At 67.7% G+C, this 18,318-nt stretch carries 16 protein-coding genes; 10 read left to right on the top strand and 6 right to left on the bottom strand.

Annotated elements, in window-relative coordinates:
* A partial coding sequence (locus RTU05_RS03285; protein WP_312595663.1) for a hypothetical protein occupies nt 1-543 on the bottom strand: 543 nt, incomplete at its 3' end.
* 715 nt (nt 544-1,258) lie between these two features.
* Between RTU05_RS03285 and RTU05_RS03280 the strand changes: the two genes are divergently transcribed.
* The gene (locus RTU05_RS03280) at nt 1,259-4,153 is read left to right on the top strand and encodes a PAS domain-containing protein (protein WP_312595661.1); all 2,895 of its coding nucleotides are present in this window, start codon (nt 1,259-1,261) and stop codon (nt 4,151-4,153) included.
* A 242-nt stretch (nt 4,154-4,395) separates the two neighbouring features.
* On the opposite strand, the gene RTU05_RS03275 is transcribed toward RTU05_RS03280, so the two are convergent.
* Together RTU05_RS03275 and RTU05_RS03270 are read right to left on the bottom strand one after the other, a co-directional pair.
* Nucleotides 4,396-5,364: an alpha/beta hydrolase fold domain-containing protein gene (locus RTU05_RS03275; RefSeq protein ID WP_312595658.1), complete on the bottom strand. Its 969-nt coding sequence runs from the start codon at nt 5,362-5,364 to the stop codon at nt 4,396-4,398.
* Nucleotides 5,365-5,560: 196 nt separating this feature from the next.
* Nucleotides 5,561-7,414 (bottom strand): ABC-F family ATP-binding cassette domain-containing protein, encoded by a 1,854-nt coding sequence (locus tag RTU05_RS03270; protein ID WP_312595656.1) that lies wholly within the window; start codon nt 7,412-7,414, stop codon nt 5,561-5,563.
* Between the two features lie 83 nt (nt 7,415-7,497).
* Between RTU05_RS03270 and RTU05_RS03265 the strand changes: the two genes are divergently transcribed.
* From RTU05_RS03265 to RTU05_RS03230, 8 genes are all read left to right on the top strand, one after another.
* The gene (locus RTU05_RS03265) at nt 7,498-8,076 is read left to right on the top strand and encodes a TetR/AcrR family transcriptional regulator (protein ID WP_312595654.1); all 579 of its coding nucleotides are present in this window, start codon (nt 7,498-7,500) and stop codon (nt 8,074-8,076) included.
* Nucleotides 8,073-8,411 (top strand): multidrug efflux SMR transporter, encoded by a 339-nt coding sequence (locus tag RTU05_RS03260; RefSeq protein ID WP_312595652.1) that lies wholly within the window; start codon nt 8,073-8,075, stop codon nt 8,409-8,411. The genes RTU05_RS03265 and RTU05_RS03260 overlap by 4 nt, the downstream gene beginning before the upstream one ends.
* 40 nt (nt 8,412-8,451) lie before the next feature.
* Nucleotides 8,452-8,913, top strand: coding sequence for a YcgN family cysteine cluster protein (locus RTU05_RS03255; protein ID WP_312595650.1), 462 nt, complete (start codon nt 8,452-8,454; stop codon nt 8,911-8,913).
* 190 nt (nt 8,914-9,103) lie between these two features.
* Nucleotides 9,104-9,805, top strand: coding sequence for a hypothetical protein (locus tag RTU05_RS03250; RefSeq protein WP_312595648.1), 702 nt, complete (start codon nt 9,104-9,106; stop codon nt 9,803-9,805).
* 87 nt (nt 9,806-9,892) lie between these two features.
* Nucleotides 9,893-10,825 carry a DnaJ C-terminal domain-containing protein gene (locus RTU05_RS03245; protein ID WP_312595646.1) on the top strand — a complete coding sequence of 311 codons (933 nt, stop codon included), beginning with the start codon at nt 9,893-9,895 and terminating at the stop codon, nt 10,823-10,825.
* A gap of 19 nt (nt 10,826-10,844) precedes the next feature.
* The gene (locus tag RTU05_RS03240; protein ID WP_312595644.1) at nt 10,845-12,005 is read left to right on the top strand and encodes a phosphoserine transaminase; all 1,161 of its coding nucleotides are present in this window, start codon (nt 10,845-10,847) and stop codon (nt 12,003-12,005) included.
* 74 nt (nt 12,006-12,079) lie between these two features.
* On the top strand, nt 12,080-13,375 hold the full coding sequence (locus RTU05_RS03235; protein WP_312595642.1) for an adenylosuccinate synthase: 1,296 nt from the start codon (nt 12,080-12,082) through the stop codon (nt 13,373-13,375).
* A gap of 74 nt (nt 13,376-13,449) precedes the next feature.
* The gene (locus RTU05_RS03230) at nt 13,450-14,256 is read left to right on the top strand and encodes a response regulator (RefSeq protein WP_312595640.1); all 807 of its coding nucleotides are present in this window, start codon (nt 13,450-13,452) and stop codon (nt 14,254-14,256) included.
* 21 nt (nt 14,257-14,277) lie between these two features.
* On the opposite strand, the gene rpoH is transcribed toward RTU05_RS03230, so the two are convergent.
* Together rpoH and RTU05_RS03220 are read right to left on the bottom strand one after the other, a co-directional pair.
* On the bottom strand, nt 14,278-15,165 hold the full coding sequence (gene rpoH, locus RTU05_RS03225; RefSeq protein WP_087120666.1) for an RNA polymerase sigma factor RpoH: 888 nt from the start codon (nt 15,163-15,165) through the stop codon (nt 14,278-14,280).
* A gap of 253 nt (nt 15,166-15,418) precedes the next feature.
* On the bottom strand, nt 15,419-16,438 hold the full coding sequence (locus tag RTU05_RS03220) for an RluA family pseudouridine synthase (RefSeq protein WP_312595638.1): 1,020 nt from the start codon (nt 16,436-16,438) through the stop codon (nt 15,419-15,421).
* Between the two features lie 81 nt (nt 16,439-16,519).
* Between RTU05_RS03220 and RTU05_RS03215 the strand changes: the two genes are divergently transcribed.
* The gene (locus RTU05_RS03215) at nt 16,520-17,155 is read left to right on the top strand and encodes a DUF2799 domain-containing protein (protein WP_312595636.1); all 636 of its coding nucleotides are present in this window, start codon (nt 16,520-16,522) and stop codon (nt 17,153-17,155) included.
* A gap of 7 nt (nt 17,156-17,162) precedes the next feature.
* Here the strand turns inward: RTU05_RS03215 and fba are convergent, their stop codons facing one another.
* Nucleotides 17,163-18,248, bottom strand: coding sequence for a class II fructose-bisphosphate aldolase (gene fba, locus RTU05_RS03210; RefSeq protein WP_312595634.1), 1,086 nt, complete (start codon nt 18,246-18,248; stop codon nt 17,163-17,165).
* Nucleotides 18,249-18,318: the final 70 nt, after the last annotated feature.

Here is an 18,318-nt window from a genome sequence, read left to right as displayed (position 1 = left end):
GCCCAGGCGTGTGGCGACGATCTCGCGCAGCGCGCCGCGCGTGCGGGTTACGGCGAAATAGCGCAGCAGGTCGTCGGTGGTCGCCGCCTCCAGCGGCTTGGTCGAATAGCGGATCGTCGCCCGGCAGTCGGTGCGCGGCCCTGCGGGGAAGCGCCAGGCGGCCAGGGCGGCCTGCTCGTCCTGGGCGGGGCGGGGCGGCGAAATGACGATCGGGTCTGACGGTGTCGAAGGGGTGTCCCGGACCGGCCGGATGTCGCGGGTGCGGCCCTGTACGTCCACCGAAAAGGCCAGGATGACGGCGGGCCTGTCGCGACCGGCGATGCGGGTGATGTCGACGGCCAGATCGTCGGCGTAGAGGGGCTGGATCGTCTGGCCGTCGCAGGTGAAGTCGGTGGTCGGGACCTGAACCCACTGCTCGGTCGTGGCCAGACGTCCGTCCCGAACGGGCGACACCTGCAACGGCTCCATCGCCTGGCCCGAGACGGTCGCCAGGGCGGGGGATGCGGTCAAGGTCAGGCCGAGGGCGATCAGGGTTGCGCGCATGGGTGTCTCCGTCTGCATCTCATGGGTGCAGGTCGGGCGCGGTCTGTCTAGCGTGATCGTGTGACAGGGTTTATGGGGCGGCCCCAATTGAGCGAGGGGACGAAGCGTGCGGGCGGACCCGTGTGCTTCGTCCCCTCGCCAAGTCCGGGTTGGACTTGGCCGTTCGGGTCGGGGCCTTGGCGTCAGCGTCGTTTCGGGCGAACCCGAAAGGGCGGTCGGCTGTACCTCGTCGCGCTCCTGGTCTCGGGCGTTCTGCGGCATTGCGACCGCATCGTCCCTCGATCCCGATCCGGTTCCCCGTTCGTCGTCGATCCAAGGACCGTCGAGCATCGGAGCCTTGATCCCGCCTGGCGCACGTTACGATCCGAAGACCGCCCGAAACGCCGGGTCGGAGAGCCGGGCCGGTCCGCTTGATCGCCAGGTCTCCCTGGTTTTCCGCGCCGCCGTGTCCCTCTGGCCTGTTGACGTTCCGACGAAACCGGCTATGAGGCAAGCGCCCGATTTCGCCCCGATGTGCACGATTGGCCCGGCGGCGGTGGACAAGCCTGTGAACATCGGTGGACGGATCAAATTGCGATTGCGGATCAGCCTCTTGCGTTTTCCACAACAAGACGGCGAAAAACGCTTATGTCCGGTGACGAACACAGGTTCGACTGCAACAACTTCACCGGCTGGGGGTTCTGTGGTCGCAGACGTCAGACTTTGAGGAAAAGGCTTGTCCATCACGGTCTCCGAAGGCGCGACAATCGCCTTTAATCGCGCCCAACTGGTGCAGATGTTCGCCCATGCGCCGGGCTTCATGGCGCTGCTGGTCGGGCCGGAGCACCGCTTCGAACTGACCAATACCAACTATCAGACGCTGATCGGCCACCGGTCGGTGACGGGCTGCGCCCTCGCCGACGTGCTGAAGGATGCGGTGGACCAGGGCTATCTGGCGCTGCTGGACACGGTCTATCGCACCGGCCGGGCCCACCATGCCGAGAGCGCGCTTTACGCCATGCAGGCGACGCCGGGCGGGCCGGTCAGGGAACGCTATCTGGATTTCGTCTTCCAGCCGATGAAGACGGAGGACGGTCGGGTCTGGGGCGTTTTCGTCCAGGGCGCCGACGTCACCGAACGGATGCGGGCCGACCAGGCCCTGGCGCTGAGCGAAGCGCGCTACGCCGCCCTGTTCTCGGCCATGGCGACGGGCTTCTGCGTCATCGAGATGAAGTTCGACGCGGCGGATCGGCCGGTCGATTACAAGATCGTGGAGGGAAACGAGGCCTTCGAGGAAATGACGGGCCTGGCAGACCCCTACGGCAAATGGGTCAGCGAGATTGCGCCGGGCCTGGAGCGGCACTGGTTCGAGCTTTACGGCGGAGTGGCGCGCACCGGCGAGCCGGTGCGGTTCGAGAACCCGGCCGACATCTTCGGGCGCTGGTACGACGTGCAGGCCCTGCGGATCGGCCAGCCGGGCGCCTATCAGGTCGCCATCCTGTTCAACAACATCACCGAGCGCAAGCAGAGCGAGGCGCGTCAGGCGGCCCTGCTGGAGCTGAACGACGCCATCCGCGACCTGACCGACGCCACCGAGATCGCCCAGGCGTCGGCGCGGGTCCTGGCCCAGTCGATGGGCGTCAGCCGCGCGGGTTACGGCACGGTGGACACGGTCGCCGAGACCATCACCATCGCGCGGGATTTCAACCAGCCGGGCGTGACCAGCATCGCCGGCACCCTGGCCTTCCGCGAGCATGGCTCCTACATCGAGGACATCAAGCGCGGCGAGACGGTGGCCATAGCCGATGTGGCCCTGGACCCCCGTACCTCGGCGACGGCGGATGTGCTGAAGCGGATCAGCGCCGGGTCGTTCGTCAACATGCCGCTGATGGAGCAGGGCCGGGTGGTGGCCATGGTCTTCGTCAACCATGCGACCCCGCGCCATTACAGCGAGGGCGACCTGCGGCTTATGCGCGATGTGGCCGAACGGGTGCGGATGGCGACCGAGCGCGCCCGAAGCGAGGCGGCCCTGCGCGACAGCGAGGCCCAGTTCCGCGTCTTCGCCCAGGCCACGCCGATCCAAATCTGGGCCAGCTGGGCGGATGGGGCGCTGTATTGGTTCAACCCGCAGGTCTATGCCTACACCGGCCAGACGCAGGGCGAGTTGGACGGCGCCGAAAGTTGGCTGGCGAACCTGCATCCCGAGGACGCCGAGCGCGCCGCCGAAACCTGGGCGCGCGCCGTAGCGAGCGGCCAGGTCTATGAGACCGAGTTCCGCGTGCGGCGGCACGACGGCGTTTACCGCACCTTCATGGTGCGGGCCGAGCCCGTACACGACGAGGAGGGGCGGATCGTGCGCTGGGTCGGCTCCAACACCGACATCGAGGAGTTGCGCAGCCAGTCGGCGGAATTGGCCCGGTTCAACGAGACGCTGGAAGAACAGGTCGCCGAACGCACCAGCGCCCTGATGCAGGCCGAGGAGGCCCTACGCCAGAGCCAGAAGATGGAGGCGGTCGGGCAGCTGACCGGCGGCATCGCCCACGACTTCAACAATCTGCTGGCCGGGATCACCGGCAGCCTGGAGATCATCGGCTCGCGCATCGCCCAGGGACGGTTCAACGACGTCGAACGGTTCTCGGCGGCGGCGCAAGGGGCGGCCAAGCGGGCGGCGGCCCTGACGCACCGGCTGCTGGCCTTCTCGCGGCGCCAGACCCTGGACCCCAAGCCGACCGATCCCAACCGCCTGATCCGGGGGATGGAGGATCTCATCCGGCGCACGACCGGGCCGGGCGTGTCGCTGGAGGTGGTGGCCAGCACCGGACTGTGGCCCGTTCTGATCGATGCGAACCAGCTGGAGAACGCGGTGCTGAACCTGTGCATCAACGCCCGCGACGCCATGCCCGACGGCGGCCGGCTGACCATCGAGACCGGCAATCGCTGGATCGATCCGCGCGTGGCCCGCGTCCAAGACCTGGAGCCGGGTCAGTATGTCTCCATCTGCGTCAGCGACACCGGCGGCGGCATGGCGCCGGATGTGGCGGCCCGCGCGTTCGAACCCTTCTTCACCACCAAGCCGATGGGGGAAGGCACGGGCCTGGGCCTGTCGATGATCTATGGCTTCGTGCGCCAGTCGGGCGGACAGGTGCGGATCTATTCCGAGCCGGGCGAAGGGACGATGGTGTGCCTGTATCTGCCGCGCCATCTGGGCGTGGTCGAAGACGGTGAACCGACGCCCGAGATCGCCGACGCCCCGCGCGCCCATGCCGGCGAGACGGTGATGGTGGTGGACGACGAACCCACGGTGCGGATGCTGGTCGCCGAAATCCTGCACGAACTGGGCTATCAGTGCATCGAGGCGGCGGACGGGGCGGCGGGGCTGAAACTGCTGCAATCCGATGCGCGGATCGACCTTCTGGTGACGGACGTGGGCCTGCCGGGCGGGATGAACGGGCGCCAGATGGCGGACGCAGCCCGGATCGACCGGCCGGACCTGAAGGTGCTGTTCATCACCGGCTACGCCGAGAACGCCGTGGTCGGAAACGGCCAGCTGGACCCCGGAATGCACGTCATGACCAAGCCCTTCGCCATGGAGGCCCTGGGCACGCGCATCCGCGAGCTGATCGAAAGCTAAGAGCCGGGCGGGGTTGAGAAAAGCAAGGACTGCAAGGGGTTCATCACAACGGGCACGACGCGGTCACAGCGAGCACGACGGGATTGTGCGGGATCGGAAGGTTTTGACGTCTGCGGCGGCGAAGCCGCAGAGTGAGCAATGCCGTGCACAAGGAAGCCGGAAGCCGACGCGCGTTCGGTCCCGTCGTGTTTTCCGTGACTCGTCGCGCCCGTTGCGACGAATTCCTTTCCAACCCGATCTCCTCAGAGTTTCGCGTCCAGCCAAGTGCGGATGGCTCTGCGCGCGCCCCGCGCGGCGGGGCCGCCGAAGTGCAGGAAGCCGTGCGGGACTTCGGGCGCGCGGATCAGGTCGGCGTCGGACGCCTCGCCCCAGCGGGTGGCCATCAGCAGGCTGTCCTCGAACAGCGGATCAGACTCCCCGGCCAGGAACAGGGCGGGCGGCAGGCCGGTCAGATCGGCATACAGCGGCGAGACGTCGGGCCGGCGCAGGCCCGCCTCGTCGCGGTCGGGGGCCAGTCGGGCCAGATCGGCCTGCATCGTCGGGCCGTTGAACAACAGGGTCTCGGGCCCGGCCGAGCGCACGCTTTCGGTCGCAGACAGGTCGAACACGCCGTAGGTGAAGACGCAGCCCTTCACCAGGTCGATCAGCCCCTGGTCGCGCAGGGCCACGGCGGTCAGGGCCGCCAGATGGCCGCCGGCGGATTCCCCCGCGATGAACAGGGTCGCGGCGCCCAGCCGGTCGACATTGGTCACGGTCCAATAGGCGGCGGCCAGACAGTCGGCGATGGCGGCGTCGATATAGACCCGACGACGCTCGGACAGCAGGCGATAGTCGACCGAGACGACGCAGAAACCGTGATGCGCCAGATGGGCGTTCAGCCGGTCGTTCAGCCCCGCGCTGCCCAGCACCCAGCCGCCGCCGTGAATGTCCAGGATGACGGCGCGGGGCGCGCCCGCCGGGTGCAGGATACGCAGATTGACCGGGTGTTCGCCGTCGGTCTGGACGATCTCGACCGTGACGCCGCGCTTCTTCAGGCGAGGGGTGGTGACGCGCCCCGCCGCCGCGTCCAGCCACAGCGACAGCCGCTGACCCGCATCGATCCGCCAGCCGTCCGTACGCAGACGCGGCGCGCGGGCCAGGGCGGCGTTGATGCGCCTGACGGCCGCCTGCTGAGGCGGGGCGAACGCGACGACGTGGGAGCGCAGGGTCATGAAGCTTGAGTGTGCGGCGGCGCGTTTGGTTTCAAGGGGTCAGACCGTCACCGTCATTCCGGGGCGTCCGCAGGACGAACCCGGAAGCCAGGAGACGCACATCCCGCTCCGAATGCGTCTGACAAAATCTCTGTCCTCCTGGGTTCCGGGTTCTTCGCTTCGCTCAGCCCCGGAATAACGAAAAGGTCGGTCGGGTTTACCCCACCAGGGCCGCCTTCTTCTCCTCCAGCTCCAGCCATTCCAGTTCGGCGGATTCCAGTTCGGCGCGGGCCTTCTCGGCGGCCTTCATGGCGGTGTCGAAGGCCTTGGGGTCGCGGGTGTAGAGGGTGGGGTCGGCCAGGGTCGCGTCGTGTTTGGCGATGGTCGCGGGCAGCGCATCGATCAGGGCTTCCAGTTCCTTCAGGCGGTGGGCGTCCTTGAAGGAGAGTTTGGCGGTCTTCTTGGGGGCGACGGCGGGGGCCGGGTTGTCGGCGGCGCGCTGGGCGGCGGCCTTGTCCTGGGGGCGGGGGTTGGCGCCGGGCTGGAGGAAGCCGGGGTTCTGGCGGATGAAGTCGGTCCAACCGCCGGGGGTCTCGACGATGTCGCCGCGCCCGTTCAGGGCCAGGGTCGAGGTGGACAGGCGGTCGATGAAGTCGCGGTCGTGGGACACCAGGATCAGGGTGCCGTCATAGCCCTCCAGCAGTTCCTCCAGCTTGTCCAACGTGTCCATGTCCAGGTCGTTGGTCGGTTCGTCGAGGATCAGCAGATTGGCGGGCTTGGCCAGGGCGCGGGCCAGCAGCAGGCGGTTGCGCTCGCCCCCCGACAGGGTCGAGATCGGCTGGCGCAGCTGGGCCTCGGAGAACAGGAAGTCCTTGGCGTAGGCGGCGACGTGTTTGGAGACGCCGCGCACCAGAATGCTGTCGCCGCCGCCCGGCGTCAGGGCGTCCCACAGGGTCATGTCCGACTTCAGCCCCTCGCGCGACTGGTCCAGATAGACGGGCTCCAGATTGGCGCCCATGCGGACCGTGCCCTCGTCGGGCGCCAGTTCGCCCAGCAGGGTCTTGACCAGGGTGGTCTTGCCCGCGCCGTTGGGACCGACGATGCCCAGGCGGTCGCCGCGGATGATGCGGGTGGTCAGATCCTTGAACAGGGTGCGGCCGTTGTAGCCCTTGGACACGCCCTTGATTTCGGCGACCAGTTTTCCGGACGTGGCGCCGGAATCGACGCCCAGCGACAGTTCGCGCGGCGCGTCCTTCATCTTCTCGGCGCGTTCGGCGCGCAGGGCCTGAAGCGAGCGGGCGCGGCCCTCGTTGCGGCTGCGTCGGGCGGTGATGGAGGAGTAGAAGGTGGCGGTCTCGCGCTCGATGGTCTTGGTCAGGCGCCGCAGGGATTCGGCCTCTTCCTCCAGAACCTTGGTCGACCATTCGTCGAACTCGACGAAGCCCTTGCTGAGGGTGCGGACGCGGCGCCCCTCCAGCCAGTGGACGGTGTTGGTGACGCGGTTCAGGAAGGCGCGGTCGTGGCTGACGACCAGAAGCGCGAACCGGGCCGACAGCAGCTCGTTTTCCAACAGCTCGATGGCCAGGATGTCGAGGTGGTTGGTCGGCTCGTCCAGCAGCAGCAGATCGGGCTCCTCGGCGAAGGCCTTGGCCAGGGCCGCGCGGCGGGTTTCGCCGCCCGACAAACCTTGCGTCGATTTGGCGGGGTCCAGGCCGAAGGTGGCCAGCCAGGATTCCGCCGTCCAGCTCTCGGCCTCGCCGGAGGAGGCATAGTCCAGCAGCGTCCACTCCTCTGTCGCCCTATCGCTGGCGCTACTTGAGGGCGGGCTGAGATCCGGCTCCTGCGGCACATAGGCGAAACGGGTGGCGGACTGAACCGAACGGTCGCCGCTGTCCGGTTCGATCAGGCCCATGACCACCTTCATCAGGGTGGATTTGCCCGCGCCGTTGCGGCCCACCAGGGCGGCGCGGCTGCGCGGTTCGACCGCCAGATCGACGCCGTCGAACAGGGGGCGCTGGCCGTCCTGAAGACGGACGTCCTTGAGTGCGACGAGAGGGGGTCTGGCTGCCATGGGCGGCCATATAGAGGAGGGCAGGCCGAACCGCCACGACCTTTGAGATTTGACAGTTACCGTCCGGTTGGTATGTAGCCGAGATGGATACGATCACACGCCGCCGCGCGCCCGACGACACCCGCGCCGAAATCATCGAAAAGGCGCTGGAGGTGGCGGCGGAGCTGGGGGCTTCGGGCTTCACCCTGGATGCGGTGGCGGCGCGCACGACGGTCAGCAAGGGCGCCCTGCTGCACCATTTTCCCAGCAAGATCGCGCTGCTGGAGGGGATGATCGATCATCTGGGAAAGATGCACCGGGACATGATCCTGGCCGAGGCGGCGCGCGATCCCGAACCCTATGGCCGCAATGCGCGGGCCTATCTGAGGGCGACGGTCAACGAGCCGGTGACGCCGCAGAACATCAGCATCGGACGGGTGATCCTGGCGGCCTGCGCCATCGATCCGGCCCTGTCGCAACGGTGGAACGGCTGGATCGACCAGGTGAAGAACGACGATCCCAGCGATCCGGTGGGGGCCGACGACGCCCTGATGCTGAGGCTGATCGCGGACGGGCTGTGGATGTCGGACCAGTTCGGGACGCACCGGGTTTCGCCCGAGCAGAGACAGGCGCTGCTGTCGCTGCTGACGCCTGGTCATCCGATCACGGCCAACGACGCATGAGCCCGACGACATGGATGGCGCTGCTGGGCGCCATCGGGCTGGAGGTGGCGGGGACCAGCCTGCTGCAGGCCTCGGCGCAGTTCACGCGGGCCTGGCCGACGGCGGGGATGGCGGTCTGCTACGGCCTGGCCTTCTATCTGCTGTCCATCGCCCTGAGGCAGATGCCGGTGGGGGTCGCCTATGCGATCTGGAGCGGGCTGGGGGTGGTGCTGATCTCGGCAGTCGGGACGGTGGTGTTTCGCCAGCGGCTGGACCCGCCGGCCATCGCGGGCCTGGCGATGATCGTCGGTGGGGTGGCGGTCATCAACCTGTTCTCGCGAACCGTGGGGCATTGAGGCCGCGACAGCGCCCGAATGGGCGCGTATGAGGCCCGCCATGCAAGCCTACTGGGAAGCCAAGACCCTGGACGAGATGTCGCCTTCCGAGTGGGAGGCGTTGTGCGACGGGTGCGGGCTGTGCTGCGTGATCCGGTTCGAGGACGAGGATACGGGCGAGGTCGTTCCGACGCGGGTGCATTGCAAGCTGTTCGATTCGAAAGCCTGTTCCTGCTCGGACTATGCGAACCGCAAGGCCCAGGTGCCGGACTGCATCAAGCTGACGCCCGGCAATATCGAGGCGCTGGCGTGGATGCCCAAGTCCTGCGCCTATCGCCGGCTGCACGAGGGGCGGACGCTGGCGAAATGGCATCATCTGATCTCGGGCAGTCGCGAGACGGTGCATACGGCGGGCGTGTCGGTGCGGGGGCAGACGATTTCGGAGCTGTCGCTGGCCGAGCCGGAGGATGCGCTGGACTTCGAGGCGCCGGAATGGGCGGTCGAACGCGGGCGCGAGCGATAGGGTAGCACCCCCTAGCCAGCGCAATGTCGCTGGTCGAAAGGCTGCGAAAACAAACCATTGGCGAATTATGTGGGCGTTCTTCCGGCCTGAGGACGCTGATGCGCTATGGTTTGGGCATGGCGGGAAATCGGGATGACGACGAGGGCGGCGGGGACGGCGCCCGAGAAACGGCCGCGGCCTGCGCCGGGTGGTGGTGCGGATCGAAGGCGGGGAGCCGGAAAGCGCGCTGGAGGCGGCGGTGCTGGGCGGGGCCAACGCCGTGGCGGTCGAGACGGCGGCGGGGTGGGAGGTGATCCAGTATCGGTCCGCCGCCCTGGTCGGGTCGGGAACATGGGCGCTGACGCACCTGCTGCGGGCGCAGCAGGGAACCGAGGTCGAGATGCGGGCGGGGGCGCCGCAAGGGGCGACGGCGGTGTTTCTGGACGGTCGGCCGGCGCGGGCCGAGATCGGGCGCAGCGAGCGGGGGCTGCCGCTGGTCTGTCGTGCGGGACCGGCGGGCGCGGCGCCGGGCGGCGGTGGGTTTCGAGAGGTCGGCTTCATCCCGGCGGGAGTCCATGGGCGGCCGTGGTCGCCGTGCGGCCTGACGATCGAGACGACCCAGGCGGGGCGGAGCGTGCGCTGGACCCCGCGCGTGCGCCTGTATGGCGACGGTTGGGACGGAGAGCCGGCGGCCGTCGATCCGCTGCGGTTCCGTGTCCGGGTGCTGGACGGCGAGGTGGTGGTGAGGACGTTCGAGGTGGAGGGGAGCAGTCTGCTGTATCCGCTGGCGGCGTTCGCATCGGACTTTCCGCGCGGGCCGGGGGATGAGGCCAGGATCGCCGTGGCCCAATGGGGCGAAGGCTTCGGCTGGGGCGTAGAGGCGTCGGTCGGGCTGGAAATCGGGCGGGTCTGACGAAATATGACGGACCCGGCCCTTTGCGGAGGCGGGGGCATGGCTTAACTGACGGCCCATCGGTTTTCAGTTGGAGCGACAACGGACGTGGCAGGCGACCCCTATAAGGAACTGGGCGTTTCGAAGGGCGCGAGCGCGGACGAGGTCAAGAAGGCGTACCGCAAGCTCGCCAAGGAACTGCACCCCGACAAGAACCCCGGCGACAAGATCACCGAGGACAAGTTCAAGCGGGTGACCGCCGCCTTCGACATCCTGGGCGACAAGGACAAACGCGCCAAATACGACGCGGGCCAGATCGACGGCGACGGCAACGAGCAGTATCGCGGCTTTGGCGGGAGCGGCGGTGGTCGTGCGGGCGGCAATCCGTTCGGACAGGGGGGCAGCCCCTTCGGCCAGGGCGGCGGGCCGGGCGGCCGGGCCAACTTCGAAGGCGTCGATCTGGACGACCTGTTCGGCATGTTCGGCGGCGGGGGGCGTCAGCGCGGGGCGCGGGATTTCACCGCGCGCGGCCAGGATGTGAAGGCGACGCTGGACATCAGCCTGGAAGACGCCATCGCCGGGGCGACGCGCCGGATTCAGTTCTCGGACGGGCGCACGCTGGACGTGACCATTCCCAAGGGGGCGTCGGACGGCCAGACCATCCGTCTGCGCGGACAGGGCGCGCCGGGGCGCGGGGCCGAGAATGGCGACGCCCTGATCGCGCTGAAGATCGAGGCGCACCCGATCTATCGTCGCGAAGGCGCGGACCTGACGATGGACCTGCCGATCTCGGTCCCCGATGCGGTGCTGGGCGCCAAGGTGCGCGTGCCGACGCCGGAGGGGGCGGTGCAGATGACGGTCCCGGCCGGCTCGAACTCGGGCAAGGTGCTGCGGCTGAAGGGGCGCGGCGCGTTCGCCCAAGGGCGGCGCGGGGATCTGCTGGCCAGGCTGGTGGTCACGCTGCCGGACGAGCCGGACGCCGTGCTGACGCAGTTCGCCGAGGACTGGCGCGTCAAGCGGCCCTATACGCCGGGGCGTTAAGCCGGTCGAGGAGACGATCATGACTGTGAAGCCCGATGTGAAGCCGGCGCGGCCGTGGTTCTCGGCCGGACCGACGGCGAAACGCGCGGGCTATGCGCTGGGCGGCCTGCCGTCCGACCTGCTGGGGCGCGGCATCCGCGCGCCGGAGGTGGTCGAGCGGTTCGCCCATGGTCTGCGCCTGACGCGCGAGGTGCTGGAAGTCCCCGACAGCCATGTGATGCTCTATACGCCGGGGTCCGACACGGGCGCGGTCGAGGCGGCGCTGTGGGGGATGCTGGGCGCGCGGCCCGTGCAGGTGGTGGCCTATGAGAACTTCGGCCTGACTTGGCTGGCGGACGTGAAGGACCATCTGGGGCTGGAGCCCGAGGCCCTGACGGCGCCGTGGGGCGAACTGCCCGACCTGTTGCGGGCGGACTGGTCCAGGGATGTGATCTTCCCCTGGAACGGCACGACGTCGGGCGTGCGCGTGCCGGACGCCGACTGGATCGCCGACGACCGCCAGGGGCTGGCCATCTGCGACGCCACCTCGGCCGCCTTCGCCATGCCGCTGCCCTATGACAAGCTGGATGTGGTGACGTTCAGCTTCCAGAAGGCGCTGGGCGGCGAGGCGGGCATCGGGGTGATGGTGCTGTCGCCGCGCGCGGTGGAGCGGCTGGACACGTATCGGCCGGATCGGCCCGTTCCCAAGCTGCTTCGCCTGACCGACGGGAAGGGCCGGTTCGACCGGACGCTGGCGGACGGGGTGGCGATCAACACCTTCTCGGTTCTGACGCTGGAAGACTGGATCGACGCCCTGGGCTGGGCGCGTGACATCGGGGGTTTGAGCGAACTGATCCGGCGGACGGACGCCAACTATGCGGCGCTGGCGGCGTGGGTGGACAAGACCGACTGGATCGACTTCCTGCCCGAACGGCCGGAAATCCGTTCGACGACCTCGGTGTGCCTGAAGTTCGTCGATCCGCGCGTGACGCGCCTCGATGACAAGGCGCAAAAAGCCTTCGTCTCACGCTTCAAGGCCCTGCTGGAAAACGAGGCGGCGGTGTTCGACATGGAGCCGCACCGCAATGCGCCGCCGGGCCTGAGGCTGTGGTGTGGTTGCACCGTCGAGACGGCCGATGTGATCGCGGCGACGCCTTGGCTGGAATGGGCGTTCGAGACGGCTGTCAGCGAAGTCGGATAAATCCGCCTGACGGGACGACATCGGACGATTCCCCCGCTATAGGCTGCGCCCGCATTCGAAGGCGGAGAAGTGCTTTGGCGAACGTGGCGGTGGTCGGCGCTCAGTGGGGCGACGAGGGCAAGGGCAAGATCGTGGACTGGCTGTCCAACCGCGCCGACATGGTGGTGCGGTTCCAGGGCGGGCATAACGCGGGCCATACGCTGGTCGTGGACGGCAAGGTCTATAAGCTGGCGCTGCTGCCTTCGGGCGTGGTGCAGGGAAAGCCGTCGATCATCGGCAATGGCGTGGTGGTGGACCCCTGGCATCTGGTCGGCGAAATCGAGAAGATTCAGGCGCAAGGGGTGGCGATCACGCCCGACATCCTGACCATCGCCGACAACGCCTGTCTGATCCTGCCTGTCCACCCCGCGCTGGACGTGGCGCGCGAGGCGGCGGCGAGTGCGCCAGGCGCCAAGATCGGCACGACCGGACGCGGCATCGGCCCGGCCTATGAGGACAAGGTGGGGCGTCGCGCCATCCGCGTCTGCGACCTGGCCAACACAGACGATCTGAAGGTCAAGATCGACCGCCTGCGTTCGCACCACGATCCCTTACGCGCCGGCCTGGGGCTGGAGCCGATCGATCCCGAGGCGCTGCTGGCGCAGTTGCTGGAGATCGCGCCGAAGATCCTGCCCTATGTGAAGCCCGCCTGGCGCGTGCTGGATCAGGCGCAGAAGGACGGCAAGCGCGTGCTGTTCGAAGGCGCGCAGGGCGCTTTCCTGGACGTGGATCACGGCACCTATCCCTATGTCACCAGCTCGAACACCGTGGCGGGACAGGCGGCGGCGGGGTCGGGCGTCGGGCCGCGCGGCGTGGGCTATGTGCTGGGCATCGTGAAGGCCTATACGACGCGGGTGGGCGAAGGCCCGTTCGCCTGCGAACTGGACGACGAGGTCGGCCAGCATCTGGCGACCGTGGGGCGCGAGGTTGGGGTGAACACCGGGCGCGCGCGCCGCTGCGGCTGGTTCGACGCCGTGCTGGTGCGTCAGTCGGTGGCGATCAACGGCATCGACGGGATCGCCCTGACCAAGCTGGACGTGCTGGACGGGCTGAAAACGCTGAAGATCTGCGTCGGCTACAAGGTCGACGGCGAGGTGCTGGACTATCTGCCCTCAAGTTTGAAGGCCCAGGCCGCCACCGAGCCGGTGTTCGAGGAACTGGAAGGCTGGAGCGAAAGCACCGCCGGGGTCCGCAGCTTCAAGGACATCAACGCCAACGCCATCAAATATGTGCGTCGGATCGAAGAGTTGATCGGCGCGCCGGTGGCCCTGTTGTCGACCAGCCCTGAGCGGGACGACACCATACTGATGCGCGATCCGTTCCAGGGTTGATCGGGGCGTAACGGCGGATTCAACAGGCTTTAACTCCGGCGCGGTAAGCATAAGGCTCAAACCCGGAGCCGGACGTGTTCTCAACCAACGCCAGAACCCTGAGCCGCATCGAGCCCGCGATAAGGCGGGTGGTGATCGTCGATCCCAATGCGTCGGCCGTCCGGTTGCTGACCGACATCATCAAGGGCATGGGCGCGCGCGAAGTCTATAGCGAGAGCGACGAGGAACGGGCGCTGGAACTGCTGCGCGACGTCGAGCCGGGCGTGATCTTCACCGAACGGTCGGGCGAGAAGCTGAACGGCGAAACCCTGGCGCGGCGCGTGCGGCGCTCCAGCATGTCGTGCCGGATGTCGCCGATCATCATGGTGACGGGCGAGGCCACGGCCGCCGCCATCAAGGGCGCGCGCGACGCCGGCGTCCATGAGTTCCTGAGAAAGCCTTTCACGACCGGCGACCTGTTCAAACGGGTCGAAAACGTCGCCCTGAAGCCGCGCCCGTGGATCGAGGCCGTCGGCTATGTCGGGCCGGACCGTCGACGCTTCAACTCGGGCGAATATACCGGGGCCAAGAAGCGCCGCAGCGACGGCGCGACCGGGGGGGCGGCGGAGATGCGCGATCAGGCGACGCGCATTCTCGTGTCGGCCCTGTCCCAGTTCGAGCAGGACCCGTCGCAAGCCACGCGCGCCATTCGCCAGCAGGCCGAGACGTTGAACAGCCTGGCGATCAAGGCGTCCGACGCCAAGCTGGTGATGGTGGTGGCCACGCTGCAAGCCTATCTTGCGACCGGCCAGGTGACCAAGGCCGGGCTGATGCAGCCGGTCAATGCGGTGGTGACCGCCGCCCGCGCCGCGGACGCCGAGCCGATGGCCAGGGCGTCCTGAGGCGCAGACGAACGGCTCAGATCAGGCGTCGACCAGATTGCGCTCTTCGGCGGCGGCGCGCATGGCCTTTTGCAGTTTCTCGAAGGCGCGGACCTCGATCTGACGCACGCGCTCGCGCGACACGCCATACTGACCGGCGAGTTCTTCCAGAGTGACCGGATCGTCCTTCAGGCGACGTTCGGTCAGGATATGCTTCTCGCGGTCGGTCAACTCTTCCATGGCCTCCTGAAGCAGGCTCATGCGGATGCCCTTTTCCTCGTCGTCGGCGAGTTGGGTTTCCTGAGAGACGGCCGTGTCATCCGCCAGCCAATCCTGCCACTCGCTTTCACCGTCCGCGCGTAGAGGCGCGTTCAGCGAGGCGTCGCCGCCGAGACGGCGGTTCATGTTGGTGACCTCTTCCTCGGTCACACCCAGCTTGGTGGCGATGGCGGAAAGGTGTTCGGGGTGAAGGTCGCCTTCCTCGAAGGCCGAAATCTGGCTCTTGGCCTTACGCAGGTTGAAGAACAGCTTTTTCTGCGCCGCCGTAGTGCCCATCTTCACGAGTGACCACGAGCGCAGGATATATTCCTGGATCGAGGCCCTGATCCACCACATGGCGTAGGTGGCCAGGCGGAAACCCTTGTCCGGGTCGAACTTCTTGACGGCCTGCATCAGGCCGACGTTGCCCTCGGAAATCACCTCGCCGATCGGCAGGCCGTAGCCGCGATAGCCCATGGCGATCTTGGCCACGAGACGAAGGTGAGAGGTGACGAGGCGGTGGGCGGCCTCGGGGTCCTGATGCTCGGACCAACGTTTGGCGAGCATGAACTCCTCGTCCTTGGTCAGCATCGGAAACTTGCGGATTTCCGTCAGATAACGCGACAGGCCCTGTTCAGGCGACATCACCGCGAGCGTACTATTGGCAGCCATATAAAGGTCCCTCCGACCGTATCAACGAGCGGGCTCTTCGCTGTCGACCACGCGCGTGCATCGACGTCTCACCCCTCAACCGGTCAAATGGCGATGGGTTGCCGCCTTTTGTAGAGGCGGAAGGTCACACGAAGGCGTGACCGTGACCCGTGCGCCACTCGCGCCGACCGAGGTCGGATGTAGGAATGGGTCCGTTGCTATTCAAGACCTGCTTGCTGGATGGTTGGACGCCACGGTCTCGGCACGGTGGTGCTCAGAGTTCGCGAAGCGCAGCTTCCAGGGCCAGCATATCAGCCGGGGGCGCGGTTTCGAAGCGGAGCGGTTCGCCGGTGACGGGGTGGATGAAGCCGAGGGCGGCGGCGTGCAGGGCCTGACGGACCAACCCGACTTCGGCGATGGCCGTGCGGACGGGGGGGGCGGGGCTGCCGGATCCATAGACGGGGTCTCCGAGCAGGGGCGAACCCTTGGACGCCATGTGGACGCGAATCTGGTGGGTGCGGCCGGTGTGTAGTGTGCAGGCGACGCGGGCGGCCATCGGCGCGCCGCCAGCCTTGGCCGGTGCGCCGAAGACGGCCTGGACGACATAGTCGGTGATCGCCTCGCGACCGCCGGACTTCAGCACAGCCATCTTCTTGCGGTCGCCGGTGGAGCGGCCGATGCGGGTTTCGATCCGACCTTTTGGCGGTGAGGGCGCGCCGCGCGTCAGGGCGATGTAGGTGCGTTCGATGTCGTGGGTCGCGAACAGGGCGGACAGGCCCTGATGGGCGCGGTCGGTCTTGGCGGCGACCATGACGCCGGATGTGTCCTTGTCCAGCCGATGCACGATGCCGGGGCGGGCGACGCCGCCGATGCCCGACAGGCTGTCGCCGCAATGGGCCAGAAGGGCGTTGACCAGGGTGCCGGTCTCGCAGCCGGGCGCCGGGTGGGCGGCCATGCCCGCAGGCTTGTCGATAACGATCAGGTCGGCGTCCTCGTAGAGGACGGTCAGGGGAATGGCTTCCGGCTGAGGCGTGGCGGGCGCGACGGGCGGCAGGGCGACCGCGTAGAGGCCGGGCTGGGCCTTGGCCGAGCCGCCGGTGAGAACCGCGCCATCGCGACTGACGGCGCCTTCGGCCAGCAGGGCCTGAAGGCGGGCGCGCGACAGGGTGGGAAAAGCGGTCGCCAGCGCCTTGTCCAGGCGAACGCCGACCGCGTCGATGCGGGCCTCCAGCACCTCGGCGGGGTCGCCGGTCGCGGGGTCTTCGTCTTCGTCGATCAAATCTTGGGCGGACACATCGTCTCCCTAGCACGACCGGCCGCTTGCGCGAGGGGCGCGGGGGAGGCGATAGTCAAGCTTGGGGGTTGGGGACATCCGATGAAGCGGTTGATGATCGCCGGGGGCGCGTTCGCCGCAGCGGCGCTGTTGAGCAGCTGCACCACCATGAGCAAGGACGAATGCCTAGCCGGCGCCTGGGGCGAGAAGGGCTATGCGGATTGGGCGTCGGGCTATCCGATGAGCCGGTTGGACGACCACGCCAAGGCCTGCGCCAAGTTTCAGGTCGCGCCCAATCCGACAGCCTATGGCTCGGCGCGTGAGGATGGCTTGCGGACCTACTGCACCTTCCAGCGCGGCTGGGAGGAGGGGCGGGCGGGCAATGCCTATTACGGCGTCTGTCGGCCGGACGAAGAGCAGGCGTTTCTGCCGGCCTATCGTGACGGCCGAATGCTGCATGCGGTCGAGGACGCCTACGAGACGGCGGAAAGCGCGCTGAACAGCGCAGAAGCCAGGATCGAGAACCGCGAAGACAAGCTGGAGGCCAAGGCGCGCGAACTGCGCGGTGAAGGCCTGACGGACGAAGAGCGGGAGCGTATTCGTGACCGCATCCAAGAGGTCCGGGGCGAAATCCAAGAGGCGCGCCGCGACGCCAGAGATGTCCGCGACGCTCTGGATCACGCCGAATGGGACGTTCGCCGGGTGCGGCGCGAACTGAGCGGCCGCTACCCGGCCTAGACGTGTCTTAAGCCGCCTTGACGGATGCGCCGCGGAATGACGGATCAAGGTCGCCCGCAGCGTAGCGCTTGGCCATCTGGGCGGTGGAGAGGGGACGAATCTTGGCCGCCTGACCCTCGCAGCCGAACTGGAGATAGCGCTCCATGCACAGCTTCTTCATCGCCTCCTTGGCGGGCTTCAGATAGTAGCGCGGATCGAACTCGCCCGGCTTCTCGATCAGCGCCTTGCGGATGGCGCCGGTGATGGCCATGCGGTTGTCGGTGTCGATGTTGACCTTGCGCACGCCGTGCTTGATGCCGCGCTGGATCTCCTCGACCGGCACGCCCCAGGTCTGGGGCATTTCGCCGCCATAGGCGTTGATGATGTCCTGCAGGTCCTGCGGCACGGACGATGAGCCGTGCATCACCAGGTGGGTGTTGGGCAGGCGGCGGTGGATTTCCTCGATCACATTCATGGCCAGGACGTCGCCGTCCGGCTGGCGCGTGAACTTGTAGGCGCCGTGACTGGTGCCCATGGCGATGGCCAGGGCGTCGACCTTGGTGGCGGCGACGAAGTCGACGGCCTGATCCGGGTCGGTCAGCAGTTGCGAGTGATCCAGCTTGCCCTCGAAGCCGTGGCCGTCCTCGGCCTCGCCCATGCCGGTCTCCAGCGAGCCCAGGACGCCCAGTTCACCCTCGACCGAGACGCCGCAGGCGTGGGCCATTTCGGTGACGCGACGGGTGACGTCGACATTGTATTCGTAGGAGGCGGGGGTCTTGGCGTCCTCTTCCAGCGAACCGTCCATCATGACGCTGGTGAAGCCATACTGGATGGCGGTGGCGCAGGTCGCCGGGCCGTTGCCGTGGTCCTGGTGCATGCAGACCGGAATGTGCGGATACAGTTCCGCCAAGGCGTCGATCAGCTTGGCCAGGACGATGTCGTTGGCGTAGTTGCGGGCGCCGCGCGAAGCCTGGATGATGACCGGGGCTTTGACCTCGTGGGCCGCCTCCATGATCGCCAGACCCTGCTCCATGTTGTTGATATTATAGGCCGGCAGGCCGTAGTCGTTCTCCGCCGCGTGGTCGAGCAGCTGTCGCAGCGTGATGCGCGCCATGATGATAGTCTCCTGAGCCGAATAGTCTTTTTTGATTGGGCGAAAGACTAGCCGCGCGACGCGCCGAAGT

It is taken from the genome of Brevundimonas sp. (assembly GCF_032017145.1).
Lineage (GTDB): Bacteria > Pseudomonadota > Alphaproteobacteria > Caulobacterales > Caulobacteraceae > Brevundimonas.
Note: the sequence above shows the minus strand (reverse complement) of the source record. Positions and strands in the feature narration are given on the sequence as shown.

Excerpts from the sequence above, each read along its gene's own strand:
- RTU05_RS03215 (WP_312595636.1), top strand. The coding sequence starts at position 16,520 with ATGAAGCGGTTGATGATCGCCGGGGGCGCGTTCGCCGCAGCGGCGCTG.
- RTU05_RS03275 (WP_312595658.1), bottom strand. The coding sequence starts at position 5,364 with ATGACCCTGCGCTCCCACGTCGTCGCGTTCGCCCCGCCTCAGCAGGCG.
- fba (WP_312595634.1), bottom strand. The coding sequence starts at position 18,248 with ATGGCGCGCATCACGCTGCGACAGCTGCTCGACCACGCGGCGGAGAAC.
- RTU05_RS03270 (WP_312595656.1), bottom strand. The coding sequence starts at position 7,414 with ATGGCAGCCAGACCCCCTCTCGTCGCACTCAAGGACGTCCGTCTTCAG.
- RTU05_RS03260 (WP_312595652.1), top strand. The coding sequence starts at position 8,073 with ATGAGCCCGACGACATGGATGGCGCTGCTGGGCGCCATCGGGCTGGAG.
- RTU05_RS03265 (WP_312595654.1), top strand. The coding sequence starts at position 7,498 with ATGGATACGATCACACGCCGCCGCGCGCCCGACGACACCCGCGCCGAA.
- rpoH (WP_087120666.1), bottom strand. The coding sequence starts at position 15,165 with ATGGCTGCCAATAGTACGCTCGCGGTGATGTCGCCTGAACAGGGCCTG.
- RTU05_RS03255 (WP_312595650.1), top strand. The coding sequence starts at position 8,452 with ATGCAAGCCTACTGGGAAGCCAAGACCCTGGACGAGATGTCGCCTTCC.
- RTU05_RS03240 (WP_312595644.1), top strand. The coding sequence starts at position 10,845 with ATGACTGTGAAGCCCGATGTGAAGCCGGCGCGGCCGTGGTTCTCGGCC.